Annotated in this window: 3 protein-coding genes; 2 read left to right on the top strand and 1 reads right to left on the bottom strand. The window is 69.5% G+C overall.

The window, feature by feature from the left end; all coding sequences use genetic code 11:
• Window positions 1-1,490: amidohydrolase (locus AC5RUJ_RS12890; RefSeq protein WP_494155961.1), on the bottom strand; the 1,490-nt coding region annotated here is incomplete at its 3' end.
• 253 nt (window positions 1,491-1,743) lie between these two features.
• Here AC5RUJ_RS12890 and AC5RUJ_RS12885 point away from each other — a divergent pair.
• A complete protein-coding gene (locus tag AC5RUJ_RS12885; protein ID WP_494001306.1) occupies window positions 1,744-2,793 on the top strand; it encodes an iron-siderophore ABC transporter substrate-binding protein in 1,050 nt (349 codons plus the stop codon).
• Window positions 2,794-2,927: 134 nt separating this feature from the next.
• Window positions 2,928-3,400 (top strand): MFS transporter (locus tag AC5RUJ_RS12880; protein WP_494155960.1); only part of this gene is annotated, 473 nt, incomplete at its 3' end.

Genomic DNA, 3,400 nt, shown 5'->3' with positions numbered 1-3,400 from the left:
TCGCCCGGAAGCAGCGGCCCGTCGGAGCCGTCGTCCGGGTGCCGGCGGTTCACCGCCACGTGGATGGCCTGCCAAGGATCCGGGCTGGACACCGGCCAGTCCGAGCCCATCGCGAGCCGGGCGCCGGAGGCGGCCAGGGAGGCGAACGGGTACTGCCAGCCGGCCCGTTCCTCGCCGATCAGCGGCACGGTCAGCTCGCGCATCTGGGCATCGTTGCAGGCCCAGAGCGCCTGCAGGTTCGCGGTGACGTCGAGTTCGCCGAAACGGGCGACGTCGGTTGGGTGGATGATCTGCAGATGCGCCATGTGGTGCCGGCCGCTGCCGGGGCCGTTCGCGCGCCGGGCATGCTCGACGGCGTCGAGTCCCTCCCGCACGGCACGGTCGCCGATTACATGCAGATGCAGGTCGAATCCGGCGTCATCCAGCGCCGTCACCACTGCCACCAGAACGTCCTCGGGAAGATAGGTCAGCCCACGGCCCGCCGACGGACCGTCCGCCGCGTTGCCCGCGGCGGCAGGGCCTTCGTGTCCCGCCGCGCCGGCACAGGAGCAGGGCTGCAGGTACGGCTCCAACATGGCGGCGGTCCGGTTCTCCGGCACCCCGTCCACCATGATCTTGGCGCTGGTGGTGCGGAAACCGGCCGCCGCATTTTGCTCCCGGCGGGCGATGAAGTCTGCGACCAAGGCGGGGACCGTGGCCAGGCTGGTGCTCCGCGGCACCCAAAGGGCTCCGGCGGCGCGGCCGGTCAGCAGGCCCTCGTCCAACAAGGCCCGGTACGCGGCGCTGGCCTCCGGATAACCGGCGTAGTCGCCCAGGATCGCTTCCTGCCATCCGGTGACGCCTACCGAGTGGAGGTAGCGCTGGGCCTCCAGCAAGCCGGCCCGCATGTCCTCGACCGTCGCCCGCGGGATGACCCGGTTGACCAGGTCCATGGCACCTTCGTGCAGGGTTCCGGCCGGGTTTCCGAAGGCATCGCGCTCCAGCAGGCCGTCTGTCGGGTCGGGGGTGGCGGCATCGATGCCGGCCAACTCGAGCGCGCGGCTGTTGACCCAGGCGCTGTGGTGGTCCGCGTTGACCAGATAGACGGGGCGGTTCGGGACCACCGCATCCAGCGCCTGCCGGGTCGGATAGCCGCCCGGAAAATCCGCCTTGTGCCAGCCGCCGCCGGTGATCCACCCCCCGTCGGTGGAGGAGGCGCACGCGGCTATCCGGGCCAGCACCTCGTCGGCACCCGCGCACAGGGACAGGTCGCACCCCAACCGTTCCATCCCGCCCATCACGGCATGGACGTGGGCGTCCGTGAAGCCGGGCGCCAGCAGTCGGCCGCGCAGGTCCACGACGGTGGCATGAGGTCCCGCCGCCGCCCGGGCTTCGGCGTCCGTTCCGATGGCGGTGATTACCCCGCCCGTGACAGCAACCGCCGGGGTTCCGGGCAGCAGGCGGCGTCCATCGAAGATCCTGCCGGAGTGAAAGATCCAGTCCGCCGCCATGGCCGCTCCTCTGACCCGGCGGATGCCGGAAATGAATGGGTTTCACTTATGACACAGTGGCCGGGTCCCTTTGTCAACGGTTTTGGCCCGGTTCCCCGGTACGTGACGGCGCCGGTCCGGCTTTGCCGGCAGCCCGGGAGCTCCGGCGTCGAAATACGCAACGAAGTAGTTGCTTAATCCGCATGAGCGTAGGCTACCCTTACTTTTGTTCCCGTTCCTTGATCCGAGGAGGCCCGAGTTGGCCCTTTCACGCATGCGCGGATTGGCTGCCGCCGCCGCCGTCGTCCTGATGTCCCTGACCGCCTGTTCCACCGGTCCCGCGGGCGGAGGTTCCGAGGGCGGCCCGTCGGCCGCGGCGTCGGACCAGTTCCCGGTGACGGTGGAACACGCCTTCGGCGAGACGGTGATCGAGGAGCAGCCCGAACGCGTGGCCACCGTGTCCTGGGTTAATTCCGATGTGTCGCTGGCGCTGGGCGTGGTTCCGGTCGGCATGCCCAAGGAAGACTGGGGCGGAAACGAGAACGGGTCCACCCCGTGGCGGGACGCCAAGCTGGAGGAGCTGGGCACCGCGATCGGCAGCGAGAATGCGCCCACCCTGTATTCCGAGGCGGACGGCATCGCCTTTGACGAGATTGCCGAGCTGGCCCCGGACGTCATCCTTGCCGCCTACTCCGGGTTGACCCAGGAGGACTACGACACGCTCAGCAAGATTGCCCCGGTCGTCGCTTACCCGGAGACTCCCTACGGCACGGACTGGCAGGACTCCACCCGGCTGATCGGTCAGGCGCTCGGGCGCAGTGCGGCTGCCGAGGATCTGGTGGCCGACACCGAGCAGACGATCGTGGCCAAGGCCGCGGAGTACCCGCAGCTGGCTGGCAAGAGCTTTATTTACGGCAACCTGGAACCGGCCAAGGGCGACGGCGTGAACGTCTACACCGCCAACGACAACCGGCCCAAGTTCCTCACCAGCATCGGCATGGTCCAGGCGGATGTTGTCACCGAGGCCACCGCCGGCTCCGACGAGTTCTTCATTCCCTGGTCGGCCGAGAAGGCCAACGAACTGGAATCCGATGTGTTCGTGACCTGGGTGCCGGACGACAAGACCGCCCGGCAAATCACCAAGGACCCGCTGCTGGGCCAGATCCCGGCGATTAAGGACGGCGCGCTGGTGGCGGACTCGGACAATACGCTGACCCTGTCCATTTCCGCCGCGTCGCCGCTGAGCCTGCCGTGGGCGCTGGATACCTTCCTGCCCATGCTCGCCGAGGCCGCTGACGCGGCTGACGCCGCCGCCGCCAAGTAGCCCGCGGCCGCCGATCCCCAGGACGACGGCGAGGGGCCACGCTCCGCGCAGCGTGAGCAGTGCCGGGGGTGCCCCTTTGCCTGTCCCGTCGCATAAGGTTTCCGGAGATTGCCTAACGCGGAAGGGGTGGGGCGGTGAAGACCCGCGGGACCAGCCAGTCGTTGTCCGCCGGGCTGCTGATCGCCGGCATCCTGCTGGTGGCAGCCAACCTGCGCCCGGTGCTGACCAGCGTGGGCCCGCTGCTGGACCAGATCGGCGCGGACACGGGACTGGGCACCACCGCCCTGGGCGTGCTCGCCGCGATCCCGCTGCTGGCCTTCGGCGCGGTGTCCCCGCTGGCGCACGGGTTGAGCGAGAAGTTCGGCGTCGAGCGCACGGTTTTCGGGGCCCTGATGCTGTTGGTGGCCGGGACGTTCCTGCGGCCGGTTCCGGGCGCCATCGCGAATTTGTGGATCGGCACCTTCCTGGTCGGTGCGGCCATCGCCGTCTGCAACGTGATGCTGCCCGCGCTGCTCAAGCGGGACTTCCCGGAACGGATGGCCTCGCTGACCGGCGCCTATTCGGCGGTGCTGGGCGGCTGCGCCTCCCTCGGCGCCGGCCTGGCGGT

The sequence above is a fragment of the Arthrobacter sp. Y3223164 genome, assembly GCF_059091005.1.
Note: the sequence above shows the minus strand (reverse complement) of the source record. Positions and strands in the feature narration are given on the sequence as shown.